Below are 19005 nucleotides of genomic sequence, written 5' to 3' on the forward strand. Positions count from 1 at the left end.
CCCTCACCGGCCTGGAGGAATTCCACGACGGCAGAATGAAGCCGCTCGGCGACGATCCTGTTCATAGCTAATTGAACGGTGCCGCTGTCTGTTTCTAGCTGAAGGAGCCCGATTAGTGGGTCTGCCGATAGCAGGGTGGTGTCTGCGGCGAGAAGTTTGGTGAATCCGCTCTTGCTTGGCTTATGTTTCATGGGGCCAATTTAGCGCACCACAGGGAACCCCGCCAGCGCACGTTCTTGCCAGCCGCTGTCCTACACCGCCGAAGCGTCCAGCGCGCTACGGCGCCCTGCCCACTGCATGCGCTATCGGTTCGGCTGATCTTCGCGCATGACGTTATAGAGAAGCAGGCCCGCAGTTAAAGAAACGACGGCTCCTAACACATCGCCGCCGGTCAGCCCCAAATAATAAAGGAAAGCGAATGTCAGCTCGGCCATGATTGCACCCAAAAGGGTTTCTCCGAGACAACCCATAGGGATTCGCTAATGTTCCGATGAGCGGGCGGCGCTGAACCTACGGGCACGGCGTCCACCCTCGCCGCTTCTCTGGCGTTGCCGCATGGTTTGTGAACTGCAGATTGCGGTCGTCTCGGCCGGCGCCGCGGCATTCATGGCAGAAGATCACCTTCACCAAGTCCCAATGTAGGCACGGCTGGTCTGGCCCGAGGCGCCGGACCAACTCGGCAACATCAAGGACTGCTTTCCGCTTACAGGTGAGGCAATAGACCGACAGGCCTGTGCCGGCTTCGAGCTTTTTGCCGAGCGTGTCTTCAACGAAGGGGAATTTCATCGTCATTGGCGATCCTCGTGAGTGGTCGCCGCACCGCAGAGGGATTTATTCCTGACCGGTCTTGCCTTCAAGTGGACTCGCCACGAAAATATCTTCGCTGAATTCGGTGGTTGTCTGCTTAAGGAATATCTGGGCGAATACCGCCCACTCGGTGCCTGTAACGCCATTCTCGCGAGCCGACGTTTTAAAAGCCTCGCGTAACGCGTCGATGTCGAAGGCTGATATTCGTTTGGCGCAATGCGTTTCCATGGCCCCCAACAGGCCTCAGATCAGAAAGCATGCGACACAAAGCGCTCGACTGATTTAAGTTCCCTCCTCCTCGCGAAAATTCTGCAGCGAGGCATGGCGCAGGTCCTGCTCGCCGCGCAGATGCTTCACGCGGCCGATCAGGCCTGGCTTGACCCATTGCGTCGCCGGCCGCTTCATGCCCTTTGGCGCTGTCCCGGCGTGCTCCTGTACCCTCTTCCAGAGCCGTTCGCGCATCTCGCGGTTCAAGGTGATGAAGGCCGAGCCGATGTAGCGGCCGGTGCCGCGCTCGGCCATCAGGGCGAAAGCCGGCTTGCCGGGCTCACGCTCAACCCCAAGCAATTCGTATTCATCGATCGTGTAGCACTTGGCCTTCAGCCAGTTGGTCGACGGCCCGGAACGATATTTGCTGTCCTTCCGCTTCGAGACGACACCTTCAAGCCCGGCCTGCTCCACCAGATGAAAGACCGCCGCGCCGGTGCCTGGCAGCGCTTCACTGAACTGGATCCGCTCACCCGCTGGAATCATCGCCTGCAGGACCTCCCGCCGATCCTCCAGCGAAATATCTCGCAGGTCGTGGCCGTTGAGATGCAGCAGGTCGAAGGCGACGAAATAGAGGTCGTGCTGGCGCCGCGTGATGGCTTTGCGCAACTCGGCGAAGTCTGAAACGCCGGCATCATTCAGGACAATGATTTCGCCGTCGATGATCGCGTTCTGAACGTTGAGCCCTTTTGCGATCTCCACCAGGTCGCGATATTTGGCGGTCCAGTCGAGCCCACGGCGGGTGAAGATGCGAACGTTGCCGTCATCGATGACGATCTGCGAGCGGTAGCCGTCAAACTTCACTTCGTGGATCCAGCCATCGCCTTCAGGCGGCCTGTCGACAAGCGTCGGCATCAATGGCGGAACGAACTTCAAACGCATGCACAACCCCAACGAACGCGATTCAAGGCGCCCGCGGCTAAATAGTTCCGGAACATTTTAGGTAAATTGAATCCGCCAATCATCGGCAAGCGGCACGACAAGACCAGTGAGCGAGGCCAGCCACTTTCATCCCTGTCCTGTCTGTGGTCAGGCAGTCGACTGGCGTGATCTTCGGCAGGTCATCTGGCATGAGCAGCCCGATCACGAGCCGCTGGAAATGGACAGTTGATCTCAGGATGTTTGAGGGAGGCGGAACAATTTCGCTCACCGAAGTTAGCAGGCGCTGCTTACAGGGACCCACGCGATGCTCCTTGCCCTGGACGATGCGATCTCGACGGCTGTTTTGGCCGGCAGAGGCGCGGACGCGGAAATCCTCGGGGTGATCGATCTCACCAACAAAACTGAAGCCCGGATGGGCGCCATCAGCTTAGGGCGCGCTATCTAGTTCGTCGCCAATGCGTCGGTGCTTGGATACGACGTTCGCGGTGCAATGGTCCTCTATGGGGAGCCAGGAACGCCAAGCTTAAGGATATGGGACTGCGAACATCTGTGGGCCCAATACGGTGGCGCTCTGCTCCAACCATAGCGCGAGGCGTCCTAGCGACTGGCCACAGCTCTCCGAGTGAATTTGCAGTCCAGCCCAATATAGTTCCGCTAGAGAGCGCCGCTGGACTTCAACCTTCTTTAAGAGCATTCTCCCGAGTGGGGGAAAGGGCTTGGATAAGTCTCGGCACGACAATCGGTCAGAACAGTGGCGGAAGCGCAGCGGCGCCAGGTGCTCGCGCGCCCTGCGGTGGGCAAGCGTGCCCCGGCGCCTGTTCTTTGTGACGGTCGCCGCGGCCGGCGCGCTGGTCGCCCAAACGGCTATGCAGCACAGCGACAGCATGCCCAAGCTCAACCTGTCGAACTTGATCGGCCCAAAGCCGGAGCCGATTATCGGCGTCGCATCCGTCATCGACGGCGACACGATCGAAATCCACGGCCAGCGGATCCGCTTCAACGGCATCGACGCGCCTGAGAGCAAGCAATACTGCGACGATGCCAAGGGCTTCGAATATCCCTGCGGCCGGCGATCGGCGGAAGCGCTGGATACCTTCCTGGCCGCCTCGAGGCCGGTGCAGTGCACTTTCGTCACTTGGGATCGCTATCACCGCTTCGTCGGAAACTGCCAGCGCGGCGACGGCGCCAGCGTGGCGGCGTGGATGGTAGAGCACGGCCAAGCGCTGGACTGGTCCCGCTACAGCCATGGCACCTACGCACGACAGCAGGCAAAGGCAGAAGCCGCAAAGGTCGGCTTGTGGGCCGGAACGTTTCAGGCGCCTTGGGATTGGCGCACAGGGCATGCGGACAATCCGCAGCCGGCCATCAGCCAGCCTCTTGGGACCATCAACAGGCAGGTGGCGCAAACCTACTCCTGCCAGCTGCGGCGAACTTGCCCGCAGATCAGCTCGTGCGAGGAAGCGAACTGGTACCTTCAGAACTGTTCATGGGGCGGCAAGCTCGATCGGGACAAGGATGGAATACCTTGTGAGAGCCTTTGTTAGTGGAGGGGAAAAATGAAACGGCTGGCATTCCTGATCGCCGCAATGCTCGCAACCGTTACGGTGGCGCACGCCCAGCAAATACCGCGCTACGATGCGGCTGCCTACTGCCGTCAAATATCAGACACCGGCGGCGGATCGGCCGTCGTTTACAACGGCTGCATGGACATGGAGCAAAACGCCTACAACAAACGCAAACCGCAATGGCCTTCCCTACCGGCGAAAACCCGAGCCTACTGCGACAGCCTTGCCCGAATGGGAGGCGGCGGATCTTACACTGTCCTCGACGGCTGCATCGATATGGAGATTGGCGCGGTCGGCTCCACTCCAGCTTTGGCGCTTGAATGGCAGGGGACGTACTTGTGAGAGTGTGCGCTGTTTTCGTGCTTTGCAGCCTGACCTCGACGGTGGTTGCGGCCGAGGTCAGAGTGCCCCCTAATGTGAAGGCGCTTCTAAAAGCATACGGGCAATTGAATGACCTGTGCCGCGGAGGACCAGGAGACAGCCCAGCGACCATGCAGGCATGCGATGATCGCAACGCAGTAGCAGACCGGCTTAATGCAGCCGATTGGTGCTACGGCAAACGGGGCCAAGCCGGGTACCAGATGAAATGGCACAGATGCACATCTAACTCGTTGCGACCAGGCGATTGAAACCCCTCCCGGGGGAAGACAGCGCACGTACATTGGAGGGGGGAATGAAGATTGTTGGACTTTGCGCGCTTGCTCTGATCGGCGCCGTTACTGAAGCCGAGGCTTACGACGATCCCGCAGTAGCAGTTTGCGAGTTTGCTTGGGCACAGGGTGCCGACTTGGCCCAGGCCGGCATAAAACGAGTAGCGACTGATATCTCTGGGGATACTGTGAGGCTCACCTACGAGCAATCAGTTCTTAACACGAAGCCCAAGACAATTGACCAGACCTGCCAATTTGAGGCCGATATGCGCGGCGACCTTAAGCTGAAATTCGAAAGTGCCCCTCGGGTACTGGAATGCAACGAGATAGTCGAAAAGGCAAAGGCAGCGATCCTCCAATTTGGAGCTCAATCAACCGAGGCTCGCGCATTCATGCAGCCGGTGACTGATTGTCAGCCGGTCCTCAAAAGCGCCTTGGAAATTGAGCAAGACCGCTTGCGGAACGTTTCCTTCCCTCTTCTGATGATGGGCATCTATCCCATCAACCCGAAAGATACTGAACTCAATGTGCCGACAGATAGAGCGAAGTATCAGGCCGAATGTGACACGAAACAAGCCGAACGGGACAAAGGTGGTACTGGAGACCAGCTGACTATTGAGCTGCGCGGCTGCCGGGACGCTGGGTATTTGCCTACTGCGCCATAACGCACCGCTTTATGAGGGCAAAACCAGCGGTGAGCGGCATCTGGTCCTTGCCACGCGGCTTCGGCTTGCAATTGAGATTTTGCTGGTCCTCCCGGGCCGGCGGCTCGTCGGGCTTGCTCTGCATCGCGGAATTTGGCGGCCTTAGTGACGCCGTTGCGCACCGCTGTCCCTCGCCTTGATTTCATATTAGCGCAAGCGCATATTTCGACCGGTCGGCGCGCGCCTTTTTCACGCCAGGCGCCGCTGGCAGGCTCAGCGGCCTGCGCAGAGCTCCCCCGCCCTCGACGGCTGCCACAGTGAGAACAACTAAAGGGAGGACTTCGATGCGTTACTTTTTAGCTTCTTTTTGTTTCATCGCACTCGTTATCGCCGCTGGTGAACCTGCCGGTGCCCAAACAGCCCAATCAAGTATAGAGGCGAACAATGCGGACTTTGTTGCGAAGTTTGCCAGCAAGGATTCGACAGGCCTGGCTCAACATTATACCGAAGACGCAGTAGCGTTTCCGCCCAACCAAGACCGAATCGCCGGTCGAGAAAACGTTCAGAAGATGTGGCAGGGCTGGATCGATGCAGGATTGACCGATCTGACACTGAGAGCGGCGCAGGTCGAGGAGAGTGGGAATCTCGCGTATGAGGAAGGCACCTACTCTATTAAGATTCCCGGCAGTAACGGCAAGACCAGCGAGGAGATCGGCAAATACATTGTCGTATGGAAGAAGGGCGCCGACGGCGAATGGCGACTGCATCGGGATATCTGGAACCCGAATCCTACTAAGTAGGGACAGCCCCACATAGAGAACCGCCGGCGCGCGATCTTGCCGGCCGCGAAGTGTCCCGCGCGTCCTGGTGCCTGCCTGTGGCCAGCGCCATGCACTGACTGGCCATACCGCGGGAAAGGCCTTCCTGCTTATCGAGCCATGGCCCGAAATGGCCGTGCGGCAATGACGCCTTGTTGCCGAGCAGCCATCGGCCGATCGCCAGCTTCTGATCAATGGAAAGATGGCCGCGCGGCACTGCGCGAGTTTCAGCCGGCTCGCTTACGGTGAACGTGTTGGACGGCGACATCAGCGCCAGATGGGCGCGATGAACCTCGGCCTGCTTTGCCAAGGTCGCCGGCGTGCCGCACCAATCATAGAAGCGTTGGACGACAAATTCCCGGAGCTGACCTGGGTCTTGGATGAGGCCGTGAACTGCCGAAATCACTACGTCCACGGCACGCTAGGCAAGGTCGACTATGCCGCCAACTTCCAGGACTCGGCGGGGTTTTTCACGAAGTCACTGGAGTTTGTATTTGCGGCCTCGGACTGGATCGAGGCAGGGTGGGATATCAAAGCGTGGGCAGCACGCAGTTCGTCGCTGACGCACCCGTTTTTCGAATACAAGCCTGGCGGCAGCCAAGGCTTTATTTGGAAAGATCTAGAACGGTCACCAAGCCAGCGCCAGCACGATGCGGGCAGAAATGGTGAAGGCGAGCCAGGCGATCATGGCGTTCAGAACTCTGACGCCAGGACGCCGGCAGCGAGCCCTCGCCTGGGTCATCCAGCGGGCAGCGCGGTTGTATGAGGAGACTGAGCAAAGAGCTACATCCAACGTTATAGCCGCGTAACGGCGCGTCGTACCAGTCTCTTGTAATGAGCGTATGCAGACGGCCAACCGCCGCAACACCAATGGCGAACAGGTCCAGCGCGTTGCCGGCAACACCTTGAAGCGGAAACCCTCAGTCGATTTCACCGGCTACTGGCAGCGCCGTAAGGCGGCATAGTGGCTTGTCGCGGCGATGGTCAAGGCCGAACCGGAGCATGCCGCAGCAGTGTTCGGGGAAGCCTTGGCGACTGCGGCTACCGCGACCCGGCCCCAAACCAGCGGATGAAGACTGCGGGTGCCCCCTCAAGACGGGCAGTTCGCGTTTTGTGGGGCGCTTCACCCCTTGACTTTCTATGCCAGAACTAGCATATTGTCATGGCTGACGAGCAGATGGCCTGTTGCCATCTGAAGGGAACCTGGAGGTATGAGCGATGAACCTACGCACTGACATAGCGGAGAGGATTAATGAAGAGAAAAGTGATTTTTATTGGCTCTAGTCTGGATGACCTCCAGGATTTTCCGAAAGAAGTAAGAAGCGAAATTGGCTTTGCCCTCTATTTGGCCGAAACAGGCGGCAAGGCTCTGAATGCAGTTCCCCTGACAGGCTTCGGGAACGCGTCCGTGCCGGAAGTCATTGTAGACCATGACGGCGACACATATCGGGCTGTTTACACGGTTCGATTTGCCCATGCAGTCTACGTCTTGCACGCCTTCAAAAAGAAGGCGGTGAAGGGATCAGCGACGCCGCTGAAAGATATGGCGTTGGTGCGCAGCCGGCTCAAGTCGGCTCAAGAGCACTATGAACAGAACTTTAGTAAAACCGTGAGGAAGAGAGATGCCGACAAAAAGGAGCGATAGCGACAAGATCGTCGAAAGCTCTGGTAACGTTTTCCGCGATCTTGGGATTGAACTGACTGCCGAAGAGGCTTTCAAGGTAGATATAGCTCGGGCAATTACAAAGGTGATTGCGGCACGGAGCTATACTCAGAAGGACGTTGCAGTGATCCTTGGGACGGATCAGGCAAAAATTTCAAATATCGTAAGGGGTCGCCTAGAGACATTCTCTATCGAGCGTCTCATTCGATATTTGCTTGCGCTAGGCATTAACGTGGATGTCCACCTTTCACAGACAAAGGACCGTAGGAAGGTATTGCCGCTAGCCAAAGGGCAACCCGCCCGGCCCGATGAGGGTAGAGTGAAGGTTCATGCTAACGCGGCAGCATGCGGTTAAGCTTTTGGGTTTAGCGTCCTAGAAATCGGCGGGCAATTCTCTGTAAGAGCCCGCTGGTCGGAATGTAGATTGAAGTTTGGATCTCGCCTTTATAGCGAGCCCAAGCGAGAGATTTGATGCGCTCTTTTGCTTCTTGCGGGGACCTCGCCTTGATCTCAATTCCCCATTCCGCATCGCCGTGCCGGTATTCGAAAAGGTACCGGTTGTAACCTCTGTCCGAACTAGGAAAGGACGTATCAGACATGTATTTTCACCTCTATCGAGACGCCAACGGTCAGTACCGTTGGACTCTCTACGCGGCGAATAACCGCAAAATCGCCAACTCTGGCGAAGGCTATTACAACCGGATTGACTGCATCGCCGCAATCAATCTGGTCAAAGGATCGGGGCCAGCACCCATTCGTGAGTAACTGACCCCGATTGGTTAACGGTGAATTAACCTTGGCCTCGTTCGCGCGGGGCCTTTTTTCATTCTAGGGCGATGCAGTTAGGAATCAATTACCACGTTCGTCGCACCATGTGAAACAGCCTTCGCCAGCGCCCACCGGCGCGGACGCCCGTCATGCAGGGTCACGTCTATTGTTCAACAGAGATGAGCTTACACAGGCGGTGCAGGTCGTCCCATGCAGGCGCTTCAATGCCTTGGAGCGGAACAAGGCCAGCGCGTCTCTTCCGCGCTCATAGGGCGCTGTAGCCGTCCTGAGAACGCCCAGCGCACCCCGGATCACATGGCCATGCTTGAACAGCGGATTAGGGTTGTTGCGGCGCTTGATTGAGATCGCCCGAGCGTTGAAGCCAGGTTCCAACATGTGAAGCACCGCCTCGACATGCTTCATGTCTTCAATGAGCTTTTCGGCCTGCGCCTTGTTGGCCTGAAGCTTTCCGCCGATCTCGGCATGAAGCCGGATGAGCGCATAGAGTGCTGGTTTGTGATCCATGCCGGAAAGATAGGCTCAGGCTGGATTCAAATCCCGTGGCGTTTGCGCCATAATACCGGATCGGCATCCAAAACCCGTCGCTACGATCGCGTCATATCGCGGCCCGAAGGCGTCGATTGCGAGCGCCAGTGCGATCGGCTGATGATGGTCGAACTCCGTCCCCCCTGGATATTCACGCCGCGCGTCGGCCATCAGATCAGGCCCACGTCGGCGCATCGCATCGCCTTTTCACGGGCGATAAGCGTTTGCCCAGTACCCGCGCCGCCTGCGATCATCACGCGCCGATGCCGCGACGGCAGATCCAATATCGCGGGATTGTCGTTCTGTCAGTTCGATGTGGCTCTGCTCCTCTTGGACAAGCCGTGCTGACAGCAACGGGCGGGTCGTCGATACACATGCGAATATTCGCCGAACCGTTTCAACGCCTCGCGCTCCCAGCACCGAAGATGGACCCTGGCCGTCAGCATGAGCCCAATAGGCAAAGGCCCGCGTGACCCACTGAGATATTAAGACTAGTGGATGGAATCTAACGCTTGGTGCCCACGGCTCACGGCAGCGATCGCGTCCTCGGCGATTATGGCGGCTGATGATCCTTGAACCAGAATGATGACTGGCGTCGCGAGATAGTTCCCACCGACGGCAAGGGAAAATGCGATGTCATGACGATGCGCCCATTGTCCGAGCAAGCCTCAAGGAATGCCCACCGCGTCCGACGTGCCTGGTCAGGGTCCGTGTCGTACCGAAAGCTCCAGTCGGGGTATATGCATTGCATCGGCCAATGCATGAGATCGCCTGAAAACACTGCCCCTACGCCTCGAGATCTCAGGCCGATGGCTACGTGCCCCGGGGTGTGGCCCGGCGTCGGCTCCAGCCACACTTCGCCATCGAGTTCATAATCCATATCGACAAGCACAGCCCGACCAGCCTCGACGATTGGTAGCACATTGTCCTCATAGGTCCGGTCATCGGCATCGCCGGAGGCCGCCTGTGCGGCCTCGAACTCGCGCCGCGCCATGATGTAGCGGGCGTTCGGGAATGTCGGTATCCAACGCCCGTCCACCAATCGTGTGTTCCAGCCGCAATGGTCGACATGAAGATGGGTGCACAGCACATAGTCGATCTGCTCGGGAGCAACACCTGCATTCGCCAGGCGCTCCAAAAAAGTGCCGTCATTGCGGCGATGCCAATGCGGGAAGTATGCGAACGTCTTGTCGTTGCCGACGCAACTGTCGACCAGAATGGTGTGGTGTCCGGTACGGACCAGAAAACTCTGGATGGGAAGAATGAGCTGGCCGGTTGCCGGCGATATCAATCGGGGCGTGAGCCAATGAAGATGCGGTTCGAGTGCTTCGTCGGTGCAGTCGGGGAACCATTCCGACGGCGTCTGCAGAGGGTCGCACATCTCCAGAATTCTAGTTACCCAGATATTCCCGATTCTCCAATCATCCATTGATGCGATCCTTCTTCGATCGAGGACGGATCGCTAGAGATAACATTTGCGGCCAGATGGCGTCAGGCATTTCTTCCGATAGGAGAAGAACGCGCTCGCGATGTGGCCGCGCTTGCGATCGGGTTCCAAGCGTTAGGTCTTAACCACTAGGTCCCGTCGCCATCGATGATCTCACGAGGCGCATCTGGGCCGACGAGCCCGTCAACACGGTCTAGATCATCCGGGAAGAATGCCCTGCGTGCCCCAACGAGAACCTTCCCACGCCACAGCGGGCTCTCCTTCAACTTCTCGAGGATCGCAAATTTCCCCTTCATTCCCTGTTCGAAGGGAGTCTTGATCGCGTGCTCTTCACCCTGCCTGTCGATGGACACGAAGCGGCCCGTTGTATAGTCAAGGACCACACCGCCGCCCTTCACCTCGATAATCAGAAGGCCATAATGCGGACGACAAATGAGGAAATCGACCTCTCCGTCTCGTGGCCCTATTCCGTGGGGTTTCGCGATCCACTTGACCGAATGAACAACGAGATAGTCGTCGCCGAGGCCCGATCGGAACGCCTTGTAGAGCTGCCTCTCGCCAGAGGATTCCGTCAATTCATCGTCTAGCGGTGGAATGCAGATCGCCACGGTCACTGAAACAGGTCGTGAGGCATATGCCAGCTACAACTCGCCGCCTCGCTCGTGTAGCCATTTGCGATGCTGCGTATAAGTCGGCAAGACCCTGGCGACCTCTGCCCAAAACACCGGTGAATGGTCCCGGACTTTTAGGTGGCTCAATTCATGCACGGCAACATAGTCAATCACTTGCGGCGGTAGCTGCATAATCCGCCAATGAAAATTCAGCGTTCCTTCGGAACCACACGAGGCCCACCTGAAACCTAGGTCCATGACCTGAACGTATCTTGCAGGGTCTACCCCTACGATCGTCTTCCACCTGTTGACAGTGTCATTCAAGTAAGCGTGCGCTGCTCGCGTATAGTGCTGAGCTATCCGCTTATCGCCGGCTGTCACCTGCTCCCGGCGGAATAAAAGCCGATCTCCGTGGAAGCGAACCGTCGGGGTGGGCGGCCCAGCGGGATCGACATCTATGAGCTTCAGCCGATAATGCTTGCCGAGAAAATGGAACCCCTCGCCATCAATGAATTCCGGCCGACGGAACACCGTCTCACGACCAATGTCTTTGTGGCTTGCAAGCTTCTGGTGAACCCAAACCAATCTGGTCCTGATCAATTCGCCGACCTGGCCAATATCGGCATCTTTGGGGAGATGAGCCACAAGCGAAGCATCGCGCTCCACTGTTAAGCCAACGGTCTTCCGGCGCTCGCTGCGCATCACATGAAAGGTGAGGTCGTCGACACGGATGGTCTCGCTCATGAGGCGAACGCCGCGCGGCTTGCCCGCGCGACCCCCATGCAATCAGCCGCAATTGCATCCAGCTCGGCGAATGGGAACAGGTTGCTGCTGTCGAGTTGGCGGAAAACCCACCGCCTCGCTTCCTCTTGTCCGACTGAATTGTCCCAGAAGCCTGCTATAGCAGCCTCCTGCCGCAGGTGCCGAACGATTTCCGAAGCCAATTCCGCAAGATCGGTGTCCCTGTCACCGCTCCCGTATCGCATTCGGAGGATCCCGAAGATCGGCCCCTCTGTGTACGGGTCGAGCCCGTGATACACTGCCGACGCGGATGACGCCGCCAAGGCTTCATCAATGACTTTCTGAAGCTGCTTTGCGATCTCGTTCCAGTCTTGCTGATGACTGGTCAGTATACCTTCAAGCCTCTCGCTCAAGCTCTTGAACCTGGCTGGGTCCTTCTCGAACGAAATCGAAATGTGGTGACGAAGAGCGTTCTCCATTTCGGCTGCCTTCGCGCGATCGCTGTTCTTGCGCGAGACCTCCGCGGCGAAGTTTGGATCGAGGATTTCGATTGGGGGAATTTTGGGATCGATGCCATGCGCCTGGATGAAGGCATCGAGCATGGCTTGAACTTTGTGAGCCACCCCGCGAACATCCAGAGTACCGTCCCGATAGAGGTTTGCCGCAGCCTTTGCGATGAACGCGTAAATCTTCACGTCTTTGGTGAACGGTCTCGCCTCGGGGCGGGGCATGAGAGTATCGAACAGGCCGATGAGGCTCTTCACCAGAACCAGAAACTGGGCCCGAAACTTCTGGTCCTTGAGCTTCCCAACGCACGTATCGACATAGGCTTGTAGATCCGAACTAAGGGTTATGCCGACATCGGCAAAGTGCTTGACCACTGCATCACGAGCTTGGCGGAGCTCAGGCAGCAGTTCTTCGGGCTTGCCGATGCCACCGGTCAGGTCGCTCTGATCCTCGGCGTCATAGAGCGCGAGCGCGTCCGCCAGGTTCTTTCCGACGCCGTAGTAGTCCACAACGATGCCGAAGCGCTTGGCCTCGCCAGCCGTGCGGTTGGTGCGGGCAATGGCCTGGAGCAGCTCGGCGCCAGAGATGGCGCGGTCGATATACATCGCCTGTTCTACCTTGGCGTCGAAGCCGGTGAGCAGCTTGCTCTTCACCACCAGCATCGCGAGAGCATCCCGAGAAAGCGGCTTCTTGAACCGCTCGATCCGCTGCTTCGTCTCCGCAACGCCGCCCCAGGCCTTCAGGTGAGGTAGGTCGTTGTGGTCCACAGAGATGACGGCCACGAACTCGAGGGCCCTGATCGTGTCGAGGTATGGCAGCGCGGAGGCCAGGAACGCCACGTCGCCACTGGCGTCCTGAGCGTCTTCAGGGGTGATGTCCTTCAAGATGTCCGCAGCGCCATCTATGGCGGCAACGATCTCGTCGCGGGCGTCATTCAACGCGTCGACATACTGGACGGCCAATTCCCTGCTGGAGGCGACGAGTTGCGCCTTCAAGTCGTTCGGCAGGATGTTGATGATGTAGTGCCGAAGCACATCGATGGCCTTGGCCTTCAGCGGGTCGGCGGCGGTGAGAACCCGAGCATGCGTCGCATAGCGGTCTTTGATCGCCTCCCGTTCTTCGGGGGACTTCCCAGCAAACGTGGCATTGAACAGCCCGTCCAGCGTGCCCCTGTCAGTGACATCGGCCTTAAGCTCACGCCCTTCGTAAAGGATCTTCACGATGGCGCCGTCCGCCTCCGCATCACGAAGGAGGTAGCGGTCGATGTAAGTGCCGAAGATATCTCTGGTCTTCTTCTTGCTCTTCTCCTCGATAGGCGTTCCGGTAAATCCGATCCGCGCAGCGTTCGGCAGAGCGTCCAGAAGGTTCTGATGAAGCCCGCTGGTGTGCGACCGGTGCGCCTCGTCGATTAGGATCAGAACGTCCTCACTCTCGTTCAGGACGGGAAAGGCCAGTCGCTCACTGATCTTTGCGACCAGCTTGCCCGAACGCAGCAGGTCGCTCTTCGCAGGGAGAAGTTCATCGGTCTTGCTCGCAGGAAGATCATCGTTCTCGGCTGCGAACACGATCTCCTGCTCGTCACCGCCGCCGTTCCGTTCCTGCAGCTTTTGGATCATCACGAACACGAGGTCAGGCTCCTGGCGCCCCAGATGGGTTTTCGCGCCATCCGCGTTCCGTGCGACCCGCATGACCTGACCGGCCAGCTTCGCGGTTTTCGACAACTGGTCCTCGAGGTCGGTTCGATCTGTGACCACGACCACCTTGAACCGCCGGAGCTCGGGGATCGTGCGCAGCTTCTTGACCAGGAACACCATGGTCAGGCTCTTCCCCGAGCCCTGGGTGTGCCAGATGATGCCGCCCCGGCGATCCGTCATACCATCCTGACGGCGTGTCCTGCCTTCGCGCAGCCGGTTCAGGGCGATGTGGACCGAACGGAATTGCTGATAGCGCGGTACGACCTTGATCCGCGCCCCATCGTCCGTCGTCATGTACACGGTGAAAGAGCGCATCGCGTCGAGGAGGTAAGCAGGCCGCAGGAGACCCGCGGCGAGGATTTCCTGCTGGACCAGTTCGGTGCCGGGCGCCTTGCCTATCTCGCGGCAGACCTCATCGCTAGCGGCACGCGTGTGCTCGATGCCGACCGGCTTGACCGAGCGCCACGGAAGGAAATCGTCGGGCGGGGCGGTGACCGATCCGACACGGGCATCGTAGTAATCGGTGGCGACGAGAAGCTGGTTCGTCCAGAACAGCCGCTCCGCGCCTTCGTTCTTCTCGGGAACGCGGCGATTGGCGTAGCGGCGCATCTGGTCGATTGCGGTGGCGATTGGGTCGGTTACGGCGGGACTCTTGGCCTCGATCACTACCAGCGGCAAGCCGTTCACGAACAGCACGACGTCCGGCACGATGAACCCGCGATCGCCAATGGCGCCAGGCGGGTCTACGCGGAACTGGTTGATGGCGACAAACTCGTTCTCGTCGCCCGGCTCGAAGCCGATGAAGCGCACGCGACGCTCATGCTCGCCATCGGGCCCCGACACGTTCACGCCGCGCACGATCTTGTCGTGCATTTCCTCGTTGATCGCGATGAAATCCCTCGCGGTCGCCCTTTCGATCTGCGAAATCGCCTGGTTGATGCGGCGGTCATCCAGCCATTCGGACCCGTCGTCGTTGCGGTTTAGGCGGCGCAGCGCGGCCTCGAGCCGGTGGCGCAGCAGCGACTGCTGAAAATCGGTTCGGCCGAGCAGGTGATAGTCCTTGCGGCCGCTGCTCGGGTCCTCGTCGGCGCCCTCGACATGGGCCCAACCCATGGCACCCAACTGGCGCAGCAGAGGGCGCTCGACGACGTTCAGCTCGTCCAGGCGGTCCAGCTGGCTCATTCGGCAGCCTCCCGAATGGCCACGACCGGCTGGCGGCCGGTCAGAAGATCATCACGCAACCCTTCGCGGAGCGACGCCAGCTTGGCGCGCTGGCGACGGTGGTCCTCAATGGCCGCGGCAACACCATTCACGCGTTCGATGATGGCGCGCTGTTCGTCCAGAGTGTCTGGCACGGCGATCAGGGCACGCCGCAGGTTCGTTGGATTGATATTGACCTGTTGGACGCCTGGCGTGGCGAATTGCCGGATGGCGCGCTGGACCGGCGCCCAGTTCAGCCAGAGGTGAAGGAACTCAGGCAGCAGGTCATCGCCACAGTGGAGCCGCACAAGGTAGGATGCGAAGGCCGGACCGGGTTCGTCCCGTCGCCAGATGGCGGCCTTGCCCACATGCTCCCAGCTGTTCGTGCGGTTGAACAGGACGTCGTTGCGCTGTACCCGGAAGCGCTCGACGGCATGGGCCGGCGCATACTTCAGATCGGCGAGATCGAACTCCCCGTCCTGAATGTTGTTCATCCGCAGCACGGGAATGCCTGCGCTGCTGTCGCCCAATGAGAGGTTGGTCCCGTATTCAGCCCCCACGACGAAGCGGCTCAGGTTCGCGACCCCCCATGGCACCGGACGGGGTCCGACTGCCGTCGCAGTAAGTTTGGATAGGTCTCGCGGAGAACCGTCGGCCGCCAGACCACGCGTGAGCAGCTCGTCGATGATGCCGACGTGAATGGTGCGCAGTTTCTCGGTTGCCGCGTCGGTTTCGACGATCGCATCGTCGATGGCATCGAGGATGTCCGCGATCAGTTCTTGCTGGTTCGGCGGAGGGCATGCCACCAGGTATTTGACAAAATCACTGCGTTTTACGTGGACCAACCCAGACCCGCCGTGAGCATCACGCTCCGCCATGATGCGGACGCGATCCAAAGCGTAGTAGAGCCAACTAACATTTGTTGAGATAACAGGTTCGACTTTGAAAATATGCTGATTGACGTATCCATCAGGGCCCTCCCAAATATATGGCCCAAATGATGTTCCTCGATTTCCTGACCAGGAGAACAACAGGCTTCCGCTTCCAACGAGATATTTCTCTGGAACGAATGTTCCTTTGAAGAAATTGAAGTCTTGGCCTCCGTTCAGATTCTGAATGCGGATTATGGGGACACCATCGGAATTCCAGTCCGACGGCTTGAATGCGAAACCATTTGTCAAATTGCAAAGCGCGCCGAGGGGCTTTAGGGACCAACCAATCGGAACCATAGTTTCAGGCATACCCGAGCTCCTTCAGGTAGCCACCAAGCAGTATTGTCGCGTCGGACCTACGTCCCTCCGTAGCCTTTAGGCTGACGCGGTACTTGTCCCAGAGCCGCTCCAGGGTGGCCACCAGCGCGCCCACACGGCGCGCACGGGCGCGCTCCAACCGGTGGAGCAGGCGCTCGAGGTCGATGTCGAGCACCAGTTCGCGGCAGGCGTCGTCATCGAGTTCGGCACGAGCCGCGGTCAGCCGCTCGACGAAAGCAGCCTTCAGGCGCCGCAGCTTGGCGCGCGCCGCCTTCAGCTCTTCCTTGATCGCCTCATAGGGGACGAGCATGGCGTCGATGGCTTCAGCCTCTTCAACTAGCGGCGCGAGGCGGCGTTCAAGATCGACCAACTCGGCCACGAACGCCCGCACGTCGGTGCCCTGTGCGCGCATCCAGTCGATGGAGCCCTTGGACGGCTTGCCGGTGCCCGTGGTCTTGACCAGCTCCTTCCGGCGCTTGTCATCCTCGCCCATCTCGGCACGCAATTCTTTGCGGCGCTTCTCCAGCACCTTGGGAAGGGTGACGCCTTCTTCTGCCCCATCCAGCCAGTCCTCGGCGCCCTCGACGCCGTCGCCGGACTCCCAGGCTTCCTTCTCTGCCTTAATCCGCTCCCCCTCGGCTTGCGCGCCGGACAGTTCGGTGACGTAGTCCGCCATGCAATGGCGCACGAAGGGATGGGCGAGCAGCTCCTCCAGCGTCACCTTCACGGTCTTCTTGGCGTCGCTGTCCTCGTCGTCGTCAGCGTCTTCGTCCTCGAGCGCCGAGCGCAGCGTCTCCACCCAGCCGTCGACCAGTTCGGCGAAACCGTTCTCGATGATGACGCGCAGCTCGTAGCGGATTTCGTCCCACCAGCCCGCTATGGAGCCCATGAGCGCATAACGGTCGAGGCAACGGACCGGCAACATCGCGGGCTCGAAGCTGTCGAGCAGATCGCGCCGCAGCGGCATGAGGCGCTTGCTCTCTGGCAAGTCCGCCAGACCGGATCGCGCCGACGACCACCAGGCATCGAAAGCAGCGACCATCTCGTCCCGCCGGGTCGCGACACCCGGATCGTCTTCGACGAGCGTGCGGATATCGGCCCGCTTCGCAATGACCTCAGCGAACTCGTCGTAGTCGGCATCGCGCCCGGCGAAAGGCTTGTCCACGTCGAAGCCCTGCGCCAGCGCCTGCAAACCGATAGTCTCGATCTCGCGCTTGGGCACGCCACCGTGAAGGTGGGCGCGCACATCGTGGGGCTCGGGCGGCGGGCTGCTGTCGGCATAGCGACGGATGTTCAGGTTGCCGGCCTCGTCCTCGATGATCGCCTTGTTGTCGACCACGGCCGCGAAGCCGGGCACGTCGGCGAACGCGTCATAGGCGCTGACGATCTTCTCGATGTGCTCGGGGTCGATGAAGTTCTGCGCGCGACCTTCGCGATACTCACGGTCCGCATTGATGAAGAGCACCTTGCCCTTGCGTTCGTCCCGCTTGCCGCCTGGATGGCGCATCACGAGCACGCAAGCCGGGATGCCCGTTCCATAAAAGAGGTTCTGAGGCAGTCCGATGACCGCCTCGATGCAGTCCTCTTTGAGCAGCGCGAGCCTAATCTTCTTCTCTTCTCCACCGCGGAACAGGACGCCGTGCGGCATCACCACCGCCATCTTTCCGTTCTGCTTGAGGCTTGCCAGCATATGCTGGGCGAACATGAGATCGGCCTTCTTGCCCGTCGTCGGGCACCAGCCGAAGCGGAAGCGGTCGCCGAACTGAATGCCGCGCTTGGTGTAGTTCTGGCTGAACGGCGGATTGGCGATCACTCGGTCGAAGCGCATCAGACGCCCGTCCTCGATGTGCTTCGGTTCGAGCAGCGTGTCGCCGTTCCGGATGTCGGCGTCGGGGATGCCATGCAGCAGCAGGTTCATCCGGCAGATCGCCCAAACGGCGCCATTGTCTTCCTGACCGTAGAGACGAAGGCGCGGCCCGCCGTGCTGCAGGGCATGCTCATTCCCTTGGTTCAGCATGCCACCACTGCCGCAAGTTGGGTCGTAAAGCGAAGTGCCGCCCTGCGGGTCGAGGATCCGCACCATCAGCTGCACGACACCTCTCGGGGTATAGAACTCGCCGGCCTTCTTACCGGCCGAATCCGCGAACTCGCTGATTAGGTACTCGTAGGCAGCGCCCAGGAGGTCGGGAAACTCGAAGTCCTCATCCAAAAGGCGGTACTTGTTGAAGTGGCTGATGAGCCGCCGCAGCTTTTCGTCCGGGATTTCCGACTCGCCGACTTTACGGGCGAAATTGATGTGGCCCAGAACACCAGACAGCGCCTGATGGTTCGAGTTCTCCAACCCGGCCAAGGCCTTGTTCAGCTCGTTGGCAACGTTGGAATGCACGTCGTTTAGCAGCCGCCCCCATCGGGCAACGTGCGGGACAAAGAACGTCTTTTCGTACGATGAGGGATGGTCGGCCCGCTGGAGCGCTTCTTGATCGGTCCGGCCCTGCGCGCGCTGCTCTTTCAGAATCTTGTCACGCTGCTGCTCGAATATATCCGAGCAGCGCTTCAGGAATAAGATACCGAAAATGTACTCCTTGAACTCCGAAGCGTCCATTTTGCCGCGGAGGATATCGGCTGCCGCGAACAGATGGCGCTCAAGTTTCTCTAATGTAAGTTTGGACACTGGGCGCCCCTCACACGACTCACGGAATCAAGGCGGCACTCTCGGGCGGGACCGTTTCCAATGCAACTCAGCCCTATATGAATGATAAAAACCCGCAGGCGCCACCCAGTTTGCTGTTTACGGAACGCCCACATTCGCGATTTCCGGGGAAGATCGCTCCGGATCAAAAGCAGGCTAGGCTAAATCGCGGCTACCGCACACGGCAAAGACAGGCTGGCCAGCATCAGGCCGAAATGCGACGATCAGGTCAACGAAACTCTCGAAGCGGTGTTGG

General features: G+C 59.3%; 21 protein-coding genes. 11 read left to right on the top strand and 10 right to left on the bottom strand.

Translation table 11 applies throughout. The annotated features are described in order from the left end of the window. Positions 1-302: 302 nt before the first annotated feature. The 4 genes from EH240_RS39630 to EH240_RS12560 form a co-directional block, all read right to left on the bottom strand. Positions 303-434 (bottom strand): hypothetical protein, encoded by a 132-nt coding sequence (locus EH240_RS39630; RefSeq protein ID WP_281035112.1) that lies wholly within the window; start codon positions 432-434, stop codon positions 303-305. A 76-nt stretch (positions 435-510) separates the two neighbouring features. Next, positions 511-792 (bottom strand): hypothetical protein, encoded by a 282-nt coding sequence (locus EH240_RS12550; protein ID WP_124998619.1) that lies wholly within the window; start codon positions 790-792, stop codon positions 511-513. A gap of 39 nt (positions 793-831) precedes the next feature. Continuing rightward, the gene (locus EH240_RS12555) at positions 832-1044 is read right to left on the bottom strand and encodes a hypothetical protein (protein ID WP_124998621.1); all 213 of its coding nucleotides are present in this window, start codon (positions 1042-1044) and stop codon (positions 832-834) included. A 45-nt stretch (positions 1045-1089) separates the two neighbouring features. Beyond that, positions 1090-1956: an ATP-dependent DNA ligase gene (locus tag EH240_RS12560; protein WP_124998623.1), complete on the bottom strand. Its 867-nt coding sequence runs from the start codon at positions 1954-1956 to the stop codon at positions 1090-1092. Positions 1957-2260: 304 nt separating this feature from the next. Between EH240_RS12560 and EH240_RS38855 the strand changes: the two genes are divergently transcribed. From EH240_RS38855 to EH240_RS38460, 11 genes are all read left to right on the top strand, one after another. After that, entirely contained in the window at positions 2261-2401 is a 141-nt protein-coding gene (locus EH240_RS38855; protein ID WP_245435963.1) for a hypothetical protein, read from the top strand. A 358-nt stretch (positions 2402-2759) separates the two neighbouring features. After that, positions 2760-3500, top strand: a complete 741-nt coding sequence (locus EH240_RS12570) for a thermonuclease family protein (protein WP_124998625.1) — start codon at positions 2760-2762, stop codon at positions 3498-3500. A 12-nt stretch (positions 3501-3512) separates the two neighbouring features. After that, positions 3513-3863: a hypothetical protein gene (locus EH240_RS12575; protein ID WP_124998627.1), complete on the top strand. Its 351-nt coding sequence runs from the start codon at positions 3513-3515 to the stop codon at positions 3861-3863. A 331-nt stretch (positions 3864-4194) separates the two neighbouring features. Next, complete coding sequence (locus EH240_RS12580) at positions 4195-4836, top strand: hypothetical protein (RefSeq protein ID WP_124998629.1); 642 nt, start codon at positions 4195-4197, stop codon at positions 4834-4836. Positions 4837-5159: 323 nt separating this feature from the next. After that, positions 5160-5615 carry a YybH family protein gene (locus EH240_RS12585; RefSeq protein WP_124998631.1) on the top strand — a complete coding sequence of 152 codons (456 nt, stop codon included), beginning with the start codon at positions 5160-5162 and terminating at the stop codon, positions 5613-5615. Between the two features lie 220 nt (positions 5616-5835). Then, positions 5836-6399, top strand: a complete 564-nt coding sequence (locus EH240_RS12590; protein WP_124998633.1) for a hypothetical protein — start codon at positions 5836-5838, stop codon at positions 6397-6399. A gap of 76 nt (positions 6400-6475) precedes the next feature. Beyond that, complete coding sequence (locus EH240_RS39635; RefSeq protein WP_281035113.1) at positions 6476-6598, top strand: hypothetical protein; 123 nt, start codon at positions 6476-6478, stop codon at positions 6596-6598. A gap of 287 nt (positions 6599-6885) precedes the next feature. Next, entirely contained in the window at positions 6886-7278 is a 393-nt protein-coding gene (locus tag EH240_RS12595) for a type II toxin-antitoxin system RelE/ParE family toxin (protein WP_124998635.1), read from the top strand. After that, entirely contained in the window at positions 7256-7651 is a 396-nt protein-coding gene (locus EH240_RS40025; protein ID WP_124998637.1) for a helix-turn-helix domain-containing protein, read from the top strand. The genes EH240_RS12595 and EH240_RS40025 overlap by 23 nt, the downstream gene beginning before the upstream one ends. 242 nt (positions 7652-7893) lie before the next feature. Next, a complete protein-coding gene (locus tag EH240_RS12610; RefSeq protein ID WP_124998641.1) occupies positions 7894-8061 on the top strand; it encodes a YegP family protein in 168 nt (55 codons plus the stop codon). Positions 8062-8460: 399 nt separating this feature from the next. Then, positions 8461-8958 carry a hypothetical protein gene (locus EH240_RS38460; RefSeq protein WP_206075255.1) on the top strand — a complete coding sequence of 166 codons (498 nt, stop codon included), beginning with the start codon at positions 8461-8463 and terminating at the stop codon, positions 8956-8958. Positions 8959-9163: 205 nt separating this feature from the next. Here EH240_RS38460 and EH240_RS12620 read toward each other — a convergent pair whose 3' ends face one another. The 6 genes from EH240_RS12620 to EH240_RS12645 form a co-directional block, all read right to left on the bottom strand. After that, complete coding sequence (locus EH240_RS12620; protein WP_124998643.1) at positions 9164-10039, bottom strand: MBL fold metallo-hydrolase; 876 nt, start codon at positions 10037-10039, stop codon at positions 9164-9166. A 146-nt stretch (positions 10040-10185) separates the two neighbouring features. Beyond that, positions 10186-10671, bottom strand: coding sequence for a nuclease-related domain-containing protein (locus EH240_RS12625; RefSeq protein ID WP_167484001.1), 486 nt, complete (start codon positions 10669-10671; stop codon positions 10186-10188). Positions 10672-10698: 27 nt separating this feature from the next. Beyond that, on the bottom strand, positions 10699-11412 hold the full coding sequence (locus tag EH240_RS12630) for a M48 family metallopeptidase (protein ID WP_124998647.1): 714 nt from the start codon (positions 11410-11412) through the stop codon (positions 10699-10701). Further along, the gene (locus EH240_RS12635) at positions 11409-14792 is read right to left on the bottom strand and encodes a type I restriction endonuclease subunit R (RefSeq protein ID WP_124998649.1); all 3384 of its coding nucleotides are present in this window, start codon (positions 14790-14792) and stop codon (positions 11409-11411) included. The genes EH240_RS12630 and EH240_RS12635 overlap by 4 nt, the downstream gene beginning before the upstream one ends. Further along, positions 14789-16051 carry a restriction endonuclease subunit S gene (locus EH240_RS12640; protein WP_124998651.1) on the bottom strand — a complete coding sequence of 421 codons (1263 nt, stop codon included), beginning with the start codon at positions 16049-16051 and terminating at the stop codon, positions 14789-14791. The genes EH240_RS12635 and EH240_RS12640 overlap by 4 nt, the downstream gene beginning before the upstream one ends. Then, positions 16044-18731: a type I restriction-modification system subunit M gene (locus EH240_RS12645; RefSeq protein ID WP_124998653.1), complete on the bottom strand. Its 2688-nt coding sequence runs from the start codon at positions 18729-18731 to the stop codon at positions 16044-16046. The genes EH240_RS12640 and EH240_RS12645 overlap by 8 nt, the downstream gene beginning before the upstream one ends. Positions 18732-19005 lie beyond the last annotated feature (274 nt).

Origin of the sequence: Mesorhizobium tamadayense (assembly GCF_003863365.1) — a bacterium.
Lineage (GTDB): Bacteria > Pseudomonadota > Alphaproteobacteria > Rhizobiales > Rhizobiaceae > Mesorhizobium > Mesorhizobium tamadayense.